The sequence below is a fragment of the Shewanella sp. P1-14-1 genome (assembly GCF_001401775.1).
GTDB classification, from domain to species: Bacteria; Pseudomonadota; Gammaproteobacteria; order Enterobacterales; family Shewanellaceae; genus Shewanella; species Shewanella japonica.
Genome location: NZ_LKTL01000009.1, coordinates 146532 through 164783 on the forward strand (window position 1 = coordinate 146532; position 18252 = coordinate 164783).

At 41.2% G+C, this 18252-nt stretch carries 20 protein-coding genes; 16 read left to right on the forward strand and 4 right to left on the reverse strand.

The window, feature by feature from the left end; translation table 11 throughout:
• Window positions 1–3: 3 nt before the first annotated feature.
• From gspE to AN944_RS08675, 10 genes are all read left to right on the forward strand, one after another.
• Window positions 4–1551 carry a type II secretion system ATPase GspE gene (gspE, locus tag AN944_RS08630; RefSeq protein WP_174567627.1) on the forward strand — a complete coding sequence of 516 codons (1548 nt, stop codon included), beginning with the start codon at window positions 4–6 and terminating at the stop codon, window positions 1549–1551.
• Window positions 1552–1554: 3 nt separating this feature from the next.
• Window positions 1555–2778 carry a type II secretion system inner membrane protein GspF gene (gene gspF, locus AN944_RS08635; protein ID WP_055024200.1) on the forward strand — a complete coding sequence of 408 codons (1224 nt, stop codon included), beginning with the start codon at window positions 1555–1557 and terminating at the stop codon, window positions 2776–2778.
• 65 nt (window positions 2779–2843) lie between these two features.
• Window positions 2844–3278 (forward strand): type II secretion system major pseudopilin GspG, encoded by a 435-nt coding sequence (gspG, locus tag AN944_RS08640; RefSeq protein WP_055024201.1) that lies wholly within the window; start codon window positions 2844–2846, stop codon window positions 3276–3278.
• 20 nt (window positions 3279–3298) lie between these two features.
• Entirely contained in the window at window positions 3299–3874 is a 576-nt protein-coding gene (gspH, locus tag AN944_RS08645) for a type II secretion system minor pseudopilin GspH (protein WP_055024202.1), read from the forward strand.
• The gene (gene gspI, locus AN944_RS08650; RefSeq protein WP_055024203.1) at window positions 3861–4229 is read left to right on the forward strand and encodes a type II secretion system minor pseudopilin GspI; all 369 of its coding nucleotides are present in this window, start codon (window positions 3861–3863) and stop codon (window positions 4227–4229) included. The genes gspH and gspI overlap by 14 nt, the downstream gene beginning before the upstream one ends.
• On the forward strand, window positions 4210–4944 hold the full coding sequence (gene gspJ, locus AN944_RS08655) for a type II secretion system minor pseudopilin GspJ (RefSeq protein ID WP_055024204.1): 735 nt from the start codon (window positions 4210–4212) through the stop codon (window positions 4942–4944). The genes gspI and gspJ overlap by 20 nt, the downstream gene beginning before the upstream one ends.
• Window positions 4944–5945 carry a type II secretion system minor pseudopilin GspK gene (gspK, locus tag AN944_RS08660; RefSeq protein WP_055024225.1) on the forward strand — a complete coding sequence of 334 codons (1002 nt, stop codon included), beginning with the start codon at window positions 4944–4946 and terminating at the stop codon, window positions 5943–5945. Before gspJ ends, gspK begins: the two co-directional genes overlap by 1 nt.
• 63 nt (window positions 5946–6008) lie before the next feature.
• Complete coding sequence (gene gspL, locus AN944_RS08665; protein WP_055024205.1) at window positions 6009–7211, forward strand: type II secretion system protein GspL; 1203 nt, start codon at window positions 6009–6011, stop codon at window positions 7209–7211.
• Window position 7212: 1 nt separating this feature from the next.
• Window positions 7213–7689, forward strand: coding sequence for a type II secretion system protein M (locus tag AN944_RS08670; RefSeq protein WP_055024206.1), 477 nt, complete (start codon window positions 7213–7215; stop codon window positions 7687–7689).
• 12 nt (window positions 7690–7701) lie between these two features.
• Window positions 7702–8463 (forward strand): type II secretion system protein N, encoded by a 762-nt coding sequence (locus AN944_RS08675; protein ID WP_055024207.1) that lies wholly within the window; start codon window positions 7702–7704, stop codon window positions 8461–8463.
• A gap of 67 nt (window positions 8464–8530) precedes the next feature.
• Here AN944_RS08675 and yrfG read toward each other — a convergent pair whose 3' ends face one another.
• Complete coding sequence (yrfG, locus tag AN944_RS08680; RefSeq protein WP_055024208.1) at window positions 8531–9196, reverse strand: GMP/IMP nucleotidase; 666 nt, start codon at window positions 9194–9196, stop codon at window positions 8531–8533.
• A 79-nt stretch (window positions 9197–9275) separates the two neighbouring features.
• Here yrfG and nudE point away from each other — a divergent pair, with 79 nt between their 5' ends.
• From nudE to AN944_RS08700, 4 genes are all read left to right on the forward strand, one after another.
• Complete coding sequence (gene nudE, locus AN944_RS08685) at window positions 9276–9824, forward strand: ADP compounds hydrolase NudE (protein ID WP_055024209.1); 549 nt, start codon at window positions 9276–9278, stop codon at window positions 9822–9824.
• 111 nt (window positions 9825–9935) lie between these two features.
• A complete protein-coding gene (gene cysQ / locus AN944_RS08690) occupies window positions 9936–10745 on the forward strand; it encodes a 3'(2'),5'-bisphosphate nucleotidase CysQ (protein ID WP_055024210.1) in 810 nt (269 codons plus the stop codon).
• A 162-nt stretch (window positions 10746–10907) separates the two neighbouring features.
• A complete protein-coding gene (locus tag AN944_RS08695) occupies window positions 10908–11528 on the forward strand; it encodes a TetR/AcrR family transcriptional regulator (protein ID WP_055024211.1) in 621 nt (206 codons plus the stop codon).
• Window positions 11522–13387: an MFS transporter gene (locus tag AN944_RS08700; RefSeq protein WP_055024212.1), complete on the forward strand. Its 1866-nt coding sequence runs from the start codon at window positions 11522–11524 to the stop codon at window positions 13385–13387. The genes AN944_RS08695 and AN944_RS08700 overlap by 7 nt, the downstream gene beginning before the upstream one ends.
• A 130-nt stretch (window positions 13388–13517) precedes the next feature.
• On the opposite strand, the gene AN944_RS08705 is transcribed toward AN944_RS08700, so the two are convergent.
• Complete coding sequence (locus AN944_RS08705) at window positions 13518–14621, reverse strand: fatty acid desaturase (protein ID WP_055024213.1); 1104 nt, start codon at window positions 14619–14621, stop codon at window positions 13518–13520.
• A 144-nt stretch (window positions 14622–14765) separates the two neighbouring features.
• Here AN944_RS08705 and fabR point away from each other — a divergent pair, with 144 nt between their 5' ends.
• Window positions 14766–15380, forward strand: a complete 615-nt coding sequence (gene fabR / locus AN944_RS08710) for an HTH-type transcriptional repressor FabR (protein ID WP_055024214.1) — start codon at window positions 14766–14768, stop codon at window positions 15378–15380.
• Between the two features lie 66 nt (window positions 15381–15446).
• Here the strand turns inward: fabR and trmA are convergent, their stop codons facing one another.
• Window positions 15447–16544 carry a tRNA (uridine(54)-C5)-methyltransferase TrmA gene (gene trmA / locus AN944_RS08715; RefSeq protein WP_055024215.1) on the reverse strand — a complete coding sequence of 366 codons (1098 nt, stop codon included), beginning with the start codon at window positions 16542–16544 and terminating at the stop codon, window positions 15447–15449.
• A 142-nt stretch (window positions 16545–16686) separates the two neighbouring features.
• Between trmA and murI the strand changes: the two genes are divergently transcribed.
• The gene (murI, locus tag AN944_RS08720) at window positions 16687–17475 is read left to right on the forward strand and encodes a glutamate racemase (protein ID WP_144430165.1); all 789 of its coding nucleotides are present in this window, start codon (window positions 16687–16689) and stop codon (window positions 17473–17475) included.
• Between the two features lie 8 nt (window positions 17476–17483).
• Here murI and AN944_RS08725 read toward each other — a convergent pair whose 3' ends face one another.
• Complete coding sequence (locus AN944_RS08725; RefSeq protein WP_055024226.1) at window positions 17484–17939, reverse strand: RNA-binding protein; 456 nt, start codon at window positions 17937–17939, stop codon at window positions 17484–17486.
• Between the last annotated feature and the right edge of the window lie 313 nt (window positions 17940–18252).

The following is an 18252-nucleotide window of genomic DNA, read 5'->3' on the forward strand; positions in this document are numbered from 1 at the left end:
GAAATGACTGAGCAGTTGGCGCAAGTATCTAACGAGTTAGGTATTGAATCGGAAGAGCTTAATGATGAGGTCTTCCACTCAACCAGTCGTGAGCGCTTACCGTTTGCTTTTTCGCATCGCTTTAACTTGGCATTAGCCAAAGAAGCCGATGCACTGAAGTTGTATTACACCAGTGAAACGCCGCTGACTGCGATGTTAGAAGTACGCCGTTATGCTGGTGAAGACTTAGTGTTAAGTCAATTACCTGTCGAAGAATTCGAAGCAAAGTTAACCCAAACTTTCCAAGCTAATTCATCTGAAGCGCAGCAATTAATGGAAGATATAGGTAACGAGATGGATTTATTCACTCTTGCCGAAGAATTGCCGCAAACAGAAGACTTATTGGAAGGTGATGATGATGCGCCAATTATTAAGTTAATTAACGCATTATTATCAGAAGCGATTAAAGAAGAAGCGTCGGATATCCATATTGAGACGTACGAAAAACAATTGGTCGTTCGTTTCCGTATCGATGGCGTGTTAAAAGAAGTATTAAAGCCAAATCGCAAGTTGTCGTCACTGTTGGTATCACGTATCAAAGTAATGGCACGCCTTGATATTGCTGAAAAACGTGTTCCTCAAGATGGTCGTATTTCGTTGCGTATAGCAGGTCGAGCGGTTGATGTGCGTGTGTCTACTATGCCGTCAAGTCATGGCGAGCGTGTGGTATTGCGTCTACTGGATAAAAATACCGGTAATCTCGATTTGAAACAGTTAGGTATGACGCTGTCAATTCGTGAACAATTTGATGCCATTATCCGTAAGCCTCACGGAATTATTTTGGTTACAGGCCCTACTGGTTCAGGTAAAAGTACCACCTTGTATGCTGGCTTAACTGAAATTAACTCAAAAGATACGAATATTTTGACTGTCGAAGATCCTATTGAGTATGAGCTTGAAGGGATTGGGCAAACGCAAGTTAACATGAAAGCCGACATGACATTCGCTCGTGGTTTACGTGCGATTCTACGTCAAGATCCTGATGTTGTAATGATTGGTGAGATTCGTGATTTAGAAACAGCACAAATTGCAGTTCAAGCGTCATTAACTGGTCACTTAGTGATTTCAACCTTACATACCAATACCGCTTCTGGTGCGATTACGCGTTTACAAGACATGGGTGTTGAACCCTTCCTCGTGTCTTCAAGTCTTCTTGGTGTATTAGCCCAGCGACTAATCAGAACCTTGTGTAATGAATGTAAGATTGAGCATGAGCCAGATGAACGTGAACGTGAGCTATTAGGCGTCACTGCGAACGATACTCGAGTGATTTATCGTGCCAATGGTTGTAAAGCCTGTGGTCATAACGGTTACCGAGGCCGTACTGGTATCCATGAATTATTAGTTGTTGACGATAATGTTCGAGAGCTTATTCATGGTGGACGTGGTGAACTGGCCATTGAAAAGTATGTTCGCCAAACCATTCCTAGTATTCGTCATGATGGCATGAGTAAAGTACTTGATGGCGTGACAACGCTTGAAGAAGTCTTACGCGTGACCCGCGAGGAATAATCAATGGCAGCGTTTGAATATAAAGCCCTTGATAGCAATGGCAAACAACAAAAAGGCGTCATTGAAGCTGATACTGCTCGCCATGCACGTAGTCAATTACGTGAACAGCGCTTGATGCCAATCGAGCTACAACCGGTTGCAGAGAAAGAAGCAAAAGCTAAAACGGGTGGCTTTAAATTATTCCAACGTGGTATTTCAGTTGCAGAGTTAGCACTTATTACACGCCAAATAGCGACACTGGTTGCAGCTGGTTTGCCGATTGAAGAATCATTAAAAGCAGTAGGTCAACAATGTGAAAAGGACAGGCTTGCTAGTCTAGTGATGGCAGTTCGTTCTCGTGTTGTTGAAGGCTATAGCTTGGCTGATTCACTTGCCGAATATCCCCATGTTTTTGATGATTTATATCGCGCAATGGTGGCATCTGGTGAGAAGTCAGGCCATTTAGAAGTGGTATTGAACCGTTTGGCGGATTATACCGAACGCCGTCAGCAATTAAAGTCAAAGCTCACTCAAGCAATGATTTATCCAATTGTATTGACCGTCGTTGCGATTGGCGTTATTGCCGTATTATTAGCAGCCGTTGTCCCAAAAGTTGTGGGGCAATTTGAGCATATGGGGCAAGAGTTACCAGGAACGACCCAGTTCTTAATTTTAGCTTCTGATTTTGTGCAAGCATATGGATTAGTCGTACTAGGCCTGTTATTCGCAGCGTTTGTACTGTTTAAGCAGATGCTCAAAAAACCGAACTTTCGGATGCACTTTGATACTTGGTTATTAAAAGCGCCAGTTATAGGTAAGGTCAGCAAGGGCATCAATACCGCTCGTTTTGCACGAACATTAAGTATTTTGTCTGCGAGTTCTGTTCCGCTTCTTGAAGGGATGAGAATTGCCAGTGAAGTATTATTGAATGTGAAAGTACGCGCCGCAGTTGATGATGCTACTGCAAGAGTACGTGAAGGTACTAGTTTAGGGGCTGCGCTCACAAATACTAAACTTTTCCCGCCTATGATGCTCTATATGATTGCATCGGGTGAAAAAAGTGGTCAGTTAGAGCAAATGCTAGAACGTGCTGCTGATAACCAAGACAGTGAGTTTGAATCTAATGTGAACATCGCATTAGGGGTATTCGAACCTATGCTTGTTGTTAGCATGGCGTCAGTGGTGCTGTTTATTGTCATGGCTATTTTACAGCCTATTTTAGAATTAAATAACTTGATCAGTGGTTAAACCGATTAGGTTATTAAGGTAATTTTTATCACGCACTTTGTCGTGCGTATCGGAGGAAGTCGTCAATGCAAGTCAATCGTAAACAACGTGGTTTTACCCTCTTAGAAGTGATGGTGGTAATCGTTATTCTGGGTATCTTAGCCTCAATGGTTGTTCCCAACTTAATGGGTAACAAAGATAAAGCGGATTTACAAAAAGCAGTTTCAGACATTGTAGCTTTAGAAAATGCATTGGATATGTACCGCTTAGACAACAGTGTATACCCAACAACTGACCAAGGTTTAGATGCATTAGTGCAAAAGCCAACGTCTTCGCCAGAGCCTCGTAACTACCGTCCAGATGGTTATTTAAAGCGTTTACCACAAGATCCATGGCGTAATGATTATTACCTACTAAGCCCTGGTGAGAATGGTCGTATCGATATTTTCAGTGCAGGTCCTGACGGACAAGTGGGCACTGAAGACGATATTGGTAACTGGAATTTACAAAACTTCCAGTAATGGAAGCTTGAGATAATTCAATGAAGTTTACACGCCAAGCTGGGTTCACTCTTTTAGAGGTGTTATTGGTTGCACTGCTGATGGGCTTAACTGCAGCAGCAGTCACCATGACGACGAACACAGCAGGACCAGAGCAGGCGTTAACTAAAACAGCTCGACAATTTATAGCAACCACTGAGTTAGTGATTGAAGAAACCATCCTCAGTGGCCAGTTTTTAGGGATTGTCGTAGAAGAAGATGAATACCAATTTGTATATTACAAAGACGGTAAATGGGAACCGCTAACAGGTGATAGACAGCTTGCTCCACAACAAATGGAGGAAGGTGTCATGATGAGCCTGCTACTGGACGGTTTGCCATTAGTACAAGACGATGAAGAAGATGAGTCATGGTTCGATGAGCCACTCATTGATGAAAGCAAAGAAGACAAGAAGAAAAACCCAGAGCCGCAAATTTTGTTATTTCCAAGCGGTGAAATGTCGACATTTGAATTGAGTTTTTTAACTGATGATGCCAATGGCAAAGAAGTTGAAGTCTTAGTTGTCGGTGACTCAATGGGACGATTAGCGCTAGGAAGTTTCGATGAAGACTTGTAAAGGCATGACGCTACTCGAAGTCATCGTTGCGTTAGCAGTGTTTTCGATTGCAGCCGTTGCCGTCACTAAAAGTATCGGTGATCAAATGGCGAACCTACCGATATTAGAAGAAAGAACCCTTGCGCAATGGGTTGCGAGTAATCAGATGGTTGAAGCCAGATTAATTCAGCAATTTCCTGAACTTGGTACTAAAAATGGCCAAGTCGAACTCGCAGGAAAAGATTGGTATTGGCGTCAAGAAGTGGTTAAAACCACAGACGACAATTTCCGTATGATAAGAATTTTAGTGAGCGATGAAGATAGGTTTAACCGAACCGTTGCCCAAGTGAGTAGTTATGTTCACAACGAAGGTTAAATCACAAAAGCATAATCAGTTAGGGTTTACCCTATTAGAAATGCTGATCTCAATAGCCATTTTCGCCATGATTGGATTGGCCGCCAATGCTGTGCTATCGACTGTGATGAAAAATGATGAAGCGACCAAAGAGTTTTCGGTTCGACTCAAAGCGTTGCAACAAGGGTTTGGGATTATTGAGCGAGACTTAGGCCAAATCGTGGCGCGAACTCAGCGTGGTTTTGATGGTGAGCGTACAACATCTGTATTTCAAACCGGTGATAATATGCTGGATTCTGAAACTGAAGCCTTAGTGTTTTTCCGCTTAGGTTGGTTGAATCCAGATGGCATGTTACCTCGTGGTAGTTTGCAGTCTGTTGCTTATGTTGTTCAAGATGGCCGCTTAGAGCGTTGGTATTATCCTTACCCAGAGCCAGAGGTCGGTGCAGAGCCGTTAAAAAGTTTAATCGTGAAAGATGTCGTTTCCATTGAGTATTCATTTTTTGTAGGTGATAAATGGGAGCGAAAAGTTGATGCTTCTACCTTACCGCTTGCGATAGCGATGGAAGTTGAGATTGAAGGCTTAGGCACCATTGAACGTCGTTTTTTACTACCTAAAGGTGGAGATAGCTCAAGCACCGGCAGCGGTGGTAATAGTGGTGGCAATAACGGTGACAATAGCGATAGCAGCGACACTGATGAAACCGGAGAAAAGACTGAAGGTGACGACACATGATGAAGTCACAATTACCGGGGTTTCGTAAACAGCGCGGAGTGGCGTTATTAGTTGTACTGTTGATTGTGGCATTGGTTGTGATTATCGCTACCAACATCACCAGCCGTAACCAGTTATCTATGCGCCGAACGTTAAACTTGGCGCAATATGACCAAGCATATTGGTATGCTATTTCTGCAGAAGAGTTAGCGAAAAAGATTTTAAAGCAAGATATGGAAGACAGTGATGGCACTGTGCATCGCCAACAATATTGGGCACTGGCTGATGTTATTTTTCCTGCCGAGTACGGTGAAATTGGTGGCGAAATTCAGGATATGCGCTCCTGTTTCAATATCAATGCGTTATCTGTGACTTCGACAGAAGTTGAGAATGGTCAGCCCAAGCTCAGTTTAGCGGCAAGCCAATATAAAGCGTTATTAGTCGCACTGGGGATGGACGAGTTTGGTGCAGAAAGGCTGACTCATACCTTGGTTGATTATATTGATGATGACACAGTTTCTATGCCTTATGGTGCTGAAGATGCGGATTATGAATCGCGTAATATCCCGTATCGAGCAGCGAATACTTTGATGAGTCATCATAGTGAATTAAGGGCGGTGATTGGCTATAACCAGCAAGTGTATACCACGTTATTACCTTATATTTGCGCGATTCCAGGTAACAACCAACAGTTATTGAATGTCAACACCATTGAAGTAGAACAAGCCGCATTACTTGTTGGCATGTTAGATAACAAAATTTCATTGAGTGATGCCGAAAGCTTGATTAACCAAAGACCTGCTGATGGTTTCGAAACTGCTGCAGAGTTTTGGGAGAATAATACGCTTGCTAGTTTAGCGACTGAGAGCAATATGAAGTCGAGTATTGTAGTGGACAGTAATTTCTTTTTACTGAAAGCGGGCGCTAAAGTTGATAATGCCACGTTCAGAATGGACAGTGTGCTACAGCGAAGCGGTGATAAATTTGACGTGTTGACTCGCCAGTATGGTGGGCAACAGTAATGAATAAGAGAAACAACCCGCTGCACAGTTTTTTGAAACCCTTGCAGCCAGTGGAGAGTAACAGTGTCTGAACGGCTTTTTATCCGATTAGGTAAAACATCAGAAAGCCCATGTTCTTGGCTAGTTTGGTCAGAGCAGGAGCAAGAAATTATCGCCTCTGGCGAGTTAAGTGATGCAGCAAGCCTATCAAGTTTAACTGAGCGTGCTGGAAATCGCCCTGTTGATGTATTAGTGCCAGCGTCAAGCATGACATTGACTCAAATTGAATTACCTGAGAAAAACCAGCGCCAATCATTGAAAGCATTGCCTTTTATGCTAGAAGAAACGATTGCATCTGATGTTGAAGATATGCACTTTGTCGTTGGGCCACGTGATGGTGAGCAGCTGAACGTGGTTGCAGTTGCCCATGAGCAAATGCAAGATTGGTTATCTTGGCTGCTTGATGCCGGTATGAAGGTAAAACGTATCGTACCTGATTGTTTAGCATTACCATTAGAACAGTGTCGCTGGGCGGCACTGGATATGGGTGATGAACTGTTATTACGCACGGGTGAAGGAAGCGGTGTTAGTCTGCCTAAAACATGGTTAGATTTTGCATTACCTCAACTGATGCCTGAACAGCAAGAAGATCAAGCTCCCCTCAATATTGCAGCTTACAGCGAAGATTTAGTCTTTATGGGAGCGGAAGTTGAGCCTAAACCCTTAGATTTACCTATGATGGTTTTGGCTAAAGGCATTATCCAAGCGCCGATCAATTTACTCAGTGGCATTTATCAGCCAAAGCGTGAATACAGTAAACATTTAATGTTATGGCGTAATGTCGCCATCATTATGGCGATAGCGATCGTTTTATCTCTGGTCAATAAAGGCTTAACGATTTATCAGCTAGAAGCGCAAACTGCTGAAGTTAAGCAACAAAGTGAAGCGATTTTTAAAAGAGTCAGTCCAGGCATTAATCGTATTGTTAATATCCGCTCGCAAATGGATTCTCAGTTACGCAGTATGCAAGGTCAGGGTGGTGGAGCGGCATTTTTTGAAATGCTTGATGGCTTAAAAGATGCTTTTGAAAAGGTACCGGATTTAAAACCAAATTCTTTACGTTTTGATGCCAACCGTAATGAACTGCGTATGCAAGTGACGGCCAAAACTTATGACCAAGTCGATAAGTTTAAAGAGTTAGTTGAAACACGATATGACCTTGATATGGGTGCAATCAATAGCGGTGAAGACGAAGTGAATACAACCCTAACATTGAGGGGCAAATAAGATGGAAAATTTGCAAGCTTGGTGGAAAGGCTTAGCCCTCAGAGAACAGCAGCTTGTCGCCAGCTGTGGTGTGTTTGTCATTATTGGTATCTTATATTGGGGAATTTGGAGCCCGATTTCTTCAGCTGCTGAAAATGCTGAAATGAGGCACCAATCAGAATTACAAACACTCAACTATGTCAAACAAACGGCTAATAAAATCGCAGGTTTGAAGCAATCAGGCTCGAAACCAACGTCAACTGGCAGCCTCAGTTCTGTGGTCAATCAACTTGCGGGTCAATATAAGTTAGAAATCACACGAATGCAGCCTCAGGGTGATAAAATCCAGTTGTGGATGGATGATGTGCCTTTTGACAGCTTATTGAATTATTTACATGAGCTGGTTGAACAAAAAGGCTTAACCCTTGAAAGTGTGGATTTATCAGAGTCTGATGTGGCCGGTTTTGTCAAAGTACGTCGTATTCAGCTGTCTAAGTAAGCAGGTATTGTAGTGAGTTTGATTAAAAAAATAGTAATAGGCGTTGTTATTTATCTCGCCTTTATGGTGGCTTACATTCCTGCTAATTGGGTAGTAGGCATTGCGCCGTTACCTAATAACATAAAAGTGAGTGGTGTATCAGGCACGTTATGGCAAGGTCATGCTGAGCTGGTATCTATTGATCGTCGCATCATTGAACAAGTGAGCTGGGACATGAACCCATGGGCATTGTTTATTGGCCAAGTGAACCTTGATGTCAACATTGGTAATCGTGCGACAGCAGTCAGTGGACAAGGGGATATCACTTGGTCGTTATCAGGTATATCAGCTGAAAACTTACGTTTTGAAGCGCCAAATTCATTTTTGTTAGGTAATAGCCGTCTGCCATTCAGAACGAAAGTGAATGGTGATGTTAGCTTGATTGTTGAACGTCTTGAGCAAGGTGAGCCATGGTGTGAACAGCTGTCAGGTAAGTTATTTTTAAATCGTATTGATGTAAAAAACCAGTTTGGAGAGTATCCATTAGGTAACATTGCATTAGGGTTGAAGTGTATTGATGGCATGGTGCAGTTAAATACTGATGACACAATGAACCAAATGGGTATTGAAGGGATTGCAAGTTTAGGTGAAAGTAATCGCTTTTCTGTCAGCGCTAAAATTAAACCAACACCAGAACAACCAGAAGATCTTACTCAAGCATTATCCTTCCTAGGTAAGCAAGATAGCCAAGGATATTACCCGATTAATTATAACGGCGTAATTCCAGGTATGTAGACTGGCAGCTTCAATAAAAAAGGCATGTTAATCACATGCCTTTTCTGTTTTTCATTCCAAAAGTAATCTACGCGTCGAGCAGATCCTGATGCAGCATTTGGTAATCATGAATGGCAGGGAAGTCGATAAAGTCTTTATGAGGTTTTTGGCTGTCAGGGTTGGATATACCAAGTTGATATCCAATTCCCGCTTTTTTCGACGCTTCTAAAATGTGCTCATTATCATCAACAAATAAACAACGGCTTGGATTAAGACTGAATTGACGAATTGCATGCTCCCAAAAATTAGGGTGCTCTTTAGGGTAGCCTGTTTCGTGGCTTGAAAAAGTTGCATCAAGTCCGTGTGCAAGTTCAGTATGTTCAAGTTTTAATGCTAAGCTTTTGGGATGAGCATTTGTCATTAATATCCGCTGTTTCCCTGCTGTTTTTAGTGCATTAAGAAAGGGCATACTGTCTTGACGCATTTGAATTCGCTCTGCCAAGGAATAATGCAAAGTTAAAATATCCAAACCAAGCTTTTCTTGCCAATAATCAATGCAATACCAATCTAATGTTCCTTCTACCTTTTGGTAAGATTGCTCGACTAATTGTTGCGCTTGAGTTACTGATATCTGCCGCTGTTGGCTCAATTGTTGTGGCACTAAAGATAACCAAAAGTGATTATCAAAGTGTAAATCGAGTAGGGTGCCATCCATATCGAGTAAAACTGTGTCTATCTTATGCCAAGGAAACATGAAAATTCCAGTTGTAGAATATAGCTAGGGTAGTAAGATTGTAACTTGTCTATCTAAATTCGTCATATATGAGGTTTGAATGACAACTCGGCATAAAAAGCCTGACATCCTTCATCGTGAAATAGTAGCAAAAAGTCGTCTATTTCAAATTGAGCAGCTGCACTTAAAGTTTTCTAATGGCGTAGAGCGTCAATATGAAAGAATGAGTGGCGGTAGCCGTGGTGCAGTAATGATTGTCCCTGTGCATCAAGGTCAATTATTGTTAGCCAAAGAATATGCCGCAGGTACCGATAATTATGAACTGGGTTTCCCTAAAGGCTTAATTGATCCTGGAGAAGAGGCCGCTGAAGCTGCTAACCGAGAGCTACAAGAGGAAATCGGTTTTGCCAGTAACAAACTGACTTTATTAAAAGAACTCAGTTTAGCGCCTGGCTACTTTGCCAGTAAAATGCAGATTTTTATTGCAGAAGACTTATATGAAAGTCGCCTTGAAGGTGATGAGCCTGAACCAATAGAGGTCATTCCATATCCTTTAGAAGATTGGCAAACCTTGCTTGAAGATGCTGACTTTTCTGAATCACGAAGTGTCAGTGCATTATTTCTTGCACAGCAGTTTTTAGCAAAATAGCGGTTATTAATTAAAATAAAAACAAAATATTAGCCGATGAAAGCTACTAAAAAAGCCTAAGTTGGACTAACTTGACAGTATTCAGCGTATTATTTGGCGATTGGAGTGGGTATGAAGCCAGAAGAAGTAATTGAACAAGTCATCAAAATTGCCACTGAAGCAGGGCAAAAAATTCGAGATATTTATGTCAAAGGTGACTTTGACAGAGAAATTAAGTCAGACAATACGCCTGTTACTTCAGCTGATTTAGCGGCAAATGAAATCATTTGTGCCGGCCTCGCAGCATTAACCCCAGATATTCCCATTTTGAGTGAAGAAGCTGCCGATATTCCATTTGAAGAACGTGCTGAATGGCAGCGTTATTGGTTGGTTGATCCTTTAGACGGTACTGGTGAATTTATCGCCGGCAGCGGTGATTTTTCCGTTATTATCGCACTCGTTGAACATAATCGCCCTGTTATGGGGATTGTTTATGTGCCGATGACAAACGTTTGTTATTACGCCATTGCTGGGCTTGGGGCGTATAAGCGTGATACTAAGAATGAAGTTCGCATCATGAGCAGACAAATTGGTGACATTGAACAGTCAGGTTTGAAACTTGCAGTGAGTCGTCGTCAAGATCCGCAGTCAGTGCTTAAATTATTAAGTCATCCTAATAGTTGTGAGTTAGTGGTCCTTGGTGGCGCAGCGTTAAAGAGTTGCCTTGTTGCTGAAGGACGTGCCGATTGTTATGTACGCCTAGGCCCAACAGGTGAGTGGGATACTGGTGCTGCGCAAATTATTCTTGAAGAAGCTGGCGGCGCGTTAATGGATATCAATTTACAGCCAATGAGTTATAACGAACGAGAAACGCTCGAAAACCCTAACTTTATCGTTGTTGGCAGTCCAAGTTTAGCTTGGGATGATATTCTCACTAAATAATTTTTGCATTCAACTATGCCTTAAGCCCTCTATTGAGGGCTTTTTTGTGTCTGAACAAGCCTCATTATGATTATTGAATGAATAAAAAATTATTATGAACATTGTTTTTTATTTTGTTTGTTGTTAGTTTAACCACATTAGTTAATTACAATAGGGATTATGATGGCGCGAAGGAAGGAACATACTCATGAAGAAATTAATGAGATGGCCATAGTTGCAGTCATGGAATACTTACAAGCAGCTTCGCTTGATGGTTTGTCACTTCGCAAAGTGGCCAGTCAAATAGGCTATGCACCTAGTACCTTAATTAATATCTATGGGTCATATCAACAATTACTCTTACGTGTTTCTGAGCGAGTTTTGGTGAACTTATACCAACACCTAGCCGATCTTAATGTTGACTGCTCTCAAGATGAACCTATCAATATCATAGAAGCCATGGCACATGGATATTGCCAATTTGCTTTTGAACATAAGGCTGGCTTTAAGCTCGTGTTTGAAATTTCAGCGCCAGACAATGTGTCATTGTCATCTAGTCATCAGCACGCTATTGATTCATTATTTGGATTGATTTCGCAGCAGTTAAAACATGTTTTTGCACAGGCGTCAGAACAACAAATTACATTAATGAGCCGAGTGTTATGGGGGGGGATTCATGGATTAACTTGCTTAGCGATTGATGAAAAGTTATTTACCACTGAAACCGAAATACCAGCAATGCTCAGTAGTCATGTACAAGGCTACATTTTAGGAATGACAAAAAACAAGGATGCAGCATGTTAATCTCTAGACGATTCTTTCCCTATTTTGTTACTCAGTGTCTTGGGGCACTGAATGACAACATTTATAAAAATGTGCTGTTGCTATTGGTGACTTATAGCCAAGTTAACGAATTACCCATTAGCGTTAATATGTTTGTAAATCTGGCGGCGGGTGTTTTTATCTTACCTTTCTTTTTGTTTTCAGCCCACGCAGGTATGGTGGCTGATAATGTTGATAAAGCCATGCTCATACGACGATTAAAGTTGATTGAGTTTATTATCATGTCATGTGCTGCGGTCGCTATTCTGTCTCAAAGCTATTTGGTGATGTTATTACTCCTGTTTTTAATGGGCACGCAGTCTGCGTATTTTGGCCCTGTTAAATATTCTTTATTGCCACAAACGCTAAAAGAAAATGAACTTGTTACTGGTAATGCTTGGGTTGAGATGGGGACATTTATTTCAATTCTTGTGGGGACGTTATCTGCAGGGTTAATTGTTGCGAGTGATAATAGCTTAGTAGCCGCTTCTGCAACCGTTGTCACTCTTGCTGCAATTGGTTATCTATCAAGTCGAGCAATTCCAGCTTTACCACCTCAAGGCAAGATTGAAAAAATTCGCTTTACGCCACTTTCTGGTACTTGGCGCAGTATTGCTAAAGTGCGTCAAACCCCAAGTATTTGGATGGCAATTTTGGCCATCAGTTGGTTTTGGTTTTTAGGTGCAACTTATCTGACTCAGTTTCCTAATTTTGCCAAATTACACCTTCATGCAGATGCGACAGTGGTATCGCTATTACTGGCGTTATTTTCAATTGGCATTGCGGTAGGCTCGTGGATTTGTGAGCGAGTTTCTTATAGTCATGTTGAATTGGGCGTCATTCCATTTGGCGTGTTGGGGTTAACGGTATTTGGTGTGGATTTAATTTTTGCTATACCGCCAGCGCCGGTTGATTTGAGTACCGTGTATAGCTTTAGTACTTTTATTGCTGCATCCCAGCATTATAGAGTCATGGCTGACTTATTTATGGTGGGCCTAAGTGGTGGGCTGTTCATTGTTCCGTTATATGCCTTTATTCAGTCTAGAGCAGAAAAAGGCGAGTGCGCACAAGCTATAGCGGCAAATAATATTGTTAATGCCTTTTTCATGGTAACTGCAGCGGTGTTATCCATCGTATTGCTTGGGCTCCTAGAATGGAGCATTCCACAGTTATTCTTATTACTTGCAGCCTTGAATACTGTGGTGGCTTTGTATGTTTATTCACAGGTGCCTGAGTTTGCTCAACGCTTCGTGAGCTATATTCTTAGCCATGTCATGTACCGAGTTAACGTAACAGGCCGTGAACATATTCCAGCTCAGGGAGCAGGTGTTATTGTGTGTAACCATGTGAGTTACGTTGATGCACTGATTATTATGGGATCTTCAACGCGACCGATGCGTTTTGTTATGGATAAGTCTATTAGTGAAATACCACTTTTAAAGTATTTGTTCCGTCATGCTGGTGTTATTCCGATTTGTTCGCCAAAACAATGTGAAAAGACCTATGAGCAGGCATTTGAACACATTCATCAAGCGCTGAATAACGAAGAGCTTGTGTGTATTTTTCCTGAAGGTCGATTATCCGCCGATGGCGATATTGCTGAGTTTAGACCTGGTATTGAAAGAATCCTAGCTGCCGACCCTGTATCCGTCACACCAATGGCGTTAAAAGGCTTATGGGGATCATACTTTAGCCATAAAGGTGGTCATGCTTTAACGACGAGACCAAAGCGTTTCTGGTCAAGAGTTGAAGTCAACATTGGTGAGACTGTAAATGGTGTTGAATTAGGTCGCCATGGTTTGCATCAGCAGGTAAGTGAGTTGTTTGAGCGCAAGTCATAAAGGGTCAATGACCCGATAATGTATATGCTCATGGCAGAGTGCTGAATGTGTGTTGTGACATTCATTCTGGCGAAACAAAAAACGGCTACCGAGTAAGGTAGCCGTTTCACAATATTGATAATTACTAACGTTAATATGCAGCGGTTAAGCTTTTCCAGTTTTTCTTTTGAGCTAACAGGCGTGCTTTTAACTCTTCAACTTGCAGATTTAGCTGCTGGACGCTCAATTCTTTGCGCTTGGCTTCTAGTAAACTCTTTTTAGCTTGATAGTATTCCATCAAGTGCTGCTTCATGAGTTCATATTCAGCTTGGAAATTAGCAATGATCTCGTCACAGTTAGGTAAATGCGCCACTTTGTCCTGTGCTCTAAGTAATTGCATTTGTAACTTGGCACTCTCTATTCGTTCTTGAGGAACCATTCTTAAATCACTTGCAAGGCCAACCCATTGCATCGACTTAATGAGCCATTTTGTTGGGTCGTAATGCCACCATTTAATGCCATTGCGGTAATCATTTTCGAAAATATGATGGAAGTTATGATAACCCTCGCCATAGGTTAATAATGCGATAACACCATTATCTCGAGCCGTATTTTTATTGGTATATGGCTGACTGCCCCAAATGTGAGCCAGTGAGTTAATAAAGAAAGTACAGTGATGTACGACAACCAAGCGAAGTAATCCTGCCATTAATACCATTGAAATAATGTCACCATTTAACCAGCCTAAAAATGCAGGCAGGCCAATATTCATTATGACAACCAATGATAAGTAATGTTTGTGCTGCCACATAACAATGGCATCTTTTTGTAAATCACGAACATTGTTGTAGTCATGGTAGCGACTAGCTTGGTACTCGCGTAGCATCCAACCAATATGGCTGTACCAAAACCCCTTTTTAGCAGAGTAAGGATCTTTATCGTTGTTATCGACGTGCTTATGATGAACTCGATGGTCAGAAGACCAATGCAGCGCACTATTTTGTAGTGCAAGAGCTCCGCCCAATGCAAATAAGAATCGCATGACAGGATGTGCTTTATAAGCTTTATGGGACCAAAGGCGATGATACCCCGCAGTAATCGATAAGCCACTTGCAAAAGCAAGCACGACAAATGCTATCCATTCGATGGCCTCAAATCCATGGGTCATGCCACGCCATGGAACCAAAGTAATAGCGCCTAATAGCGTGAGTGCAAATAGTGATGTGTTTAACCAAATAATCGGTGGTTTTTTCATTAAGATAATCCAAAAATCTTATTGGGCGTACAGTTGTACGCTAATTTAACTTACCCTCAATATATGGTCAACCCTTATGGGGCTGTGTTTCTTTGTTAAAAACGGTATTATCTGTGCACTATCATTTACTAAATGGATCTTTACATGGGTGTAAGAGCATTACAGAAAGAAAAAACCCGTCGTGCATTGGTAGATGCCGCTTTTAATCAACTCAGTGCTGAGCGTAGCTTTTCAAGCTTAAGTTTACGTGAGGTTGCAAGAGAGGCTGGCATAGCGCCAACTTCTTTTTATCGTCACTTTAAAGACATGAATGAACTCGGTTTAACCATGGTCGATGAAGGTGGTCTGACATTGCGACAAATGATGCGTAAAGGTCGCCAGCGTGCCGAAGCAGGTGGCAGTGTTATTCGTATATCAGTTGATACTTTCATTGAAGTGCTAGAATCAAATCCCAATGTTTTTCGTATTCTTCTGCATGAACGTTCAGGGACTTCTGCGGCATTTCGTGCTGCTGTTGCGAGAGAGATTGAGCACTTTATTTCGGAGTTGTCTCATTACACTGAAGCTACCGCTGGTAGAACACCTATGTTAGCGAGAGTTCAAGCTGAAGCCTTAGTGACCTTAGTGTTTAATGCTGGCGCATCGGCATTAGATATGAAACGAGCTGATAGAAAAGTATTAGCGGATCATTTGGTTTTACAATTACGCATGGTTGCTAAAGGTGCTGAAGCGCTACAGCATAAAGTAGAAACTAAATAAATTAAGCTATTAGGCAATAAAAAGGCGATGCTGTTTACATAGCATCGCCTTTTTATTGCAGTGTGATTATTTACGCTCTAAAAGTACACCTGATTCCATATGATCGGTATATGGGAATTGGTCGAACAGTGCAAATCGAGTGATTTTATGTGTTTCACTCAGTTTGGTTAAGTTTGCTTTCAACGTGTCAGGGTTGCACGAAATATACAAAATTCGGTCATAGTTTTGCATTAAGCTAAGCGTATTGTCGTCAATACCTGCACGCGGTGGGTCAACAAATATGGTATTACAGTTATAACTGTCTAAATCGATACCTTCTAAACGACGATAGCGACGTTTTTTAGCCATTGCATCACTAAAATCTTCGGCTGACATTCTGATAATTTGAAGATTATCGACTTCATTAATAGCAATGTTATATTGCGCAGCGTCCACGGAAGGCTTTGCTAGCTCAGTTGCTAATACACGTTCAAAGTTTTGCGCTAAAGCAATTGAAAAATTGCCATTACCACAATAAAGCTCTAATAAATCACCCGTGCTATTTTGAGTCGTTGAAATAGCCCATTCAAGCATTTTAACTGACACTTTAGCATTAGGTTGAGTAAAGCTATTTTCAATTTGTTTATACTGTAATTCTTTACCATTGACAGTTAAGGACTCAACCACGAAATCTTTATCTAAATCAATTTTTTGTTTGCGGGCACGACCGATAAAATTCACATTGAACTTTTTAGATAGACGTTGCTTCATGAGTTCAGCTTCTTCTCGCCATTCATCATTCAATTGACGATGATAAAGAAGTGAGACTAAGATCTCGCCACTAAGAGTAGATAAAAAATCCACTTGGAATAATTTAAAGCGAAGTGCATGGTTTGGACGAAGTTCTTCCATCAATGCTGTCATCATCTCATTGATAAGCGCTCCAGCAGGTAAGTATTGCTCGCAACGAACTTTTTCATTCAATGCTTTGTCAAACATGTAATAGTATAAGTCGTCACCATCATGCCAGACTCGAAATTCCGCTCGCATACGGTAGTGAGCTGGCTCAGAACCAAAAACTTCTAAACTTGGCGGAGTAAACTCAGCAAAGGCAGCTTCAAGCTTGACACGTTTTTGTTCGAGTTGCGCATCATAGTTCTTAGGATCCATTGCTGCTAAATTCATTTTGTTCCACCATATGCTGTAAAATAAGGGCGCAAATATTATACTACACACCGCTGATGTCCAGTAGAACGGCGAAGTCTTAGAATATTAACAACAGAAATCGATGAATTTCACTTATTAACCCCATTCAATGGAGATTAACTTGGGCGGTCCCATACTCATTTTCGATTCAGGCATAGGTGGCTTATCCGTGTTTGAACATGTTCATAAAAAATTGTCTCAGCATGATATCTATTACTTATTTGATAATGCGCGTTTGCCATATGGAGATTTAAGTGAACAAGAGTTAATTGATGGCTGCGTTAAGTTAGTTGTTACACAAGCAAAACAGTTAAACGCTTCGATAGTTGTTGTGGCCTGTAATAGTGCAAGTACCTTAGTGTTACCTGAACTAAGAAAACAACTTAGCATTCCAGTTGTTGGTGTCGTGCCAGCAATAAAACCAGCAGCACAACAAACCATAAGCCAGCATATTGCATTGCTTGCTACACCAGGCACTGTCAATAGAGCCTATACCCAAGAATTGATCACTGAATTTGCGGGTGGTTGCCAAGTAGATTTAATTGGCTCTTCTGAATTAGTACTAATAGCAGAAGACAAAGCGGGACGAAAATGTGTTGATATAAAGAAAATTGAACAGATTTTACAACCTATTCAAAACTCATCTATTGATACCGTGGTGTTGGGTTGCACTCATTTTCCGTTTTTACGCCAAGAAATAGCACAAGTTTTAGGTGCTAATATATTACTACTTGATTCAGGTAGTGCGATTGCTACACGAGTGTTGTTTTTGATAGGTAGTCAAAGTAAGAGTCAGAATTGTGATGTGATTTTAAAAGCTGGGTATACAGCTGAGATTGGGGATGGGCTAAAACAGACATTAACTGACTATGGCTTTACACAACTTGAGTGTCTTTCCATAGCCAGCTAACGATATAACTAATCTTTATTTTGATCCGCTGGATCTGATTCTTGTGATTTAGCTTCTCTTACTTTTAAAGTACGTTCTTGGAAACTGTAATCATTTAGTTTGTTCATCGCCTTTTTAGCACCGGCTTCTGACATCTCAACGAAACCAAAACCTTTACGGCGACCTGTTTTTCTATCTCTCACTAAACGTACTGAATTGACAGGACCATACTCCCCGAAAAGACTCTTCACTTCACCTTCATGTACACGGTATGGCAAGTTACCCACATACAGTGTCATAGTTGGGCCAACATAAGGCTCATTTGAAGCCGCTGCGGTTGAAGTAGGAACGAAAGTAAAAATAAGACTAGCTAACATTGCACCTGCAATAAAAGATATAACAAGTTGAACATTACTAGATAGAGCATAAATGATAACTGCGCCAATGAGCGCTGTAACTAAGGTAATAACAAATGACTTCTGCATAAGTTTATCTCTAATAAAAATGAAAAATGATAAATAACTGTTAAAAAGCATAGCTATGGTAATGAATTATTTGCGCTTTCACCATACTCTGACGAAAAAATGACCTTAAAACACCATAATTAGTTCATAACAAGTCAGGGAAATAGAATAAAACTGCTATAAAAACGGTCATAATAGTTAAAAATAAAACGATCTGCACAAAAGATCCTCATTCGATCTGAATATTTGCAAAAAGCCCTTGCACGGTTTCATAATCTCCCTATAATGCGCATCCACTGACACGGCAAACCACGCAATAGCATGGTGTACACGC